The 514-nt window shown below is 52.5% G+C and carries 1 protein-coding gene; it reads left to right on the forward strand.

The genetic code is table 11. From position 1 onward, the window contains the following. On the forward strand, window positions 1-514 hold a 514-nt coding region (locus tag C3B52_RS35870), incomplete at both ends, for an amidase family protein (RefSeq protein WP_268811935.1).

Below are 514 nucleotides of genomic sequence, written 5' to 3' on the forward strand. Positions count from 1 at the left end.
GCGTGGACTGTTGTTCGGTCTTCCTGTCGGAATTAAGGATAACATCGTAACGGAAGGACTTCGCACAACATGCGCAAGTCAGTTTCTGTCTAATTTTACGCCAGTATACGATGCGACGGTTGTCGGTAAATTGCGTGCAGCAGATACCATAACAATCGGGAAGCTGAATATGGATGAATTCGCAATGGGGGGCTCGAACGAGAACTCCAGCTTCTACCCCGTACGCAACCCATGGAATCTGGATCGGGTTCCAGGCGGATCAAGCGGAGGCTCGGCAGCAGCCGTTGCTGCGGGCGAGGCATATTTTGCGCTGGGATCGGATACAGGTGGATCGATTCGTCAACCCGCTTCCTATTGCGGTGTCGTTGGATTGAAGCCAACCTATGGACTGGTGTCCCGGTTTGGCCTCGTTGCCTTTGCCTCTTCGCTGGATCAGATCGGACCCCTGACTAAAAATGTCGAAGACTCCGCTTATGTCCTGCAAGCTATCGCAGGTTATGACCAGATGGATTCA

The organism is Brevibacillus reuszeri (genome assembly GCF_002897295.1).
In the GTDB taxonomy this organism is placed as follows: Bacteria; Bacillota; Bacilli; order Brevibacillales; family Brevibacillaceae; genus Brevibacillus; species Brevibacillus reuszeri_A.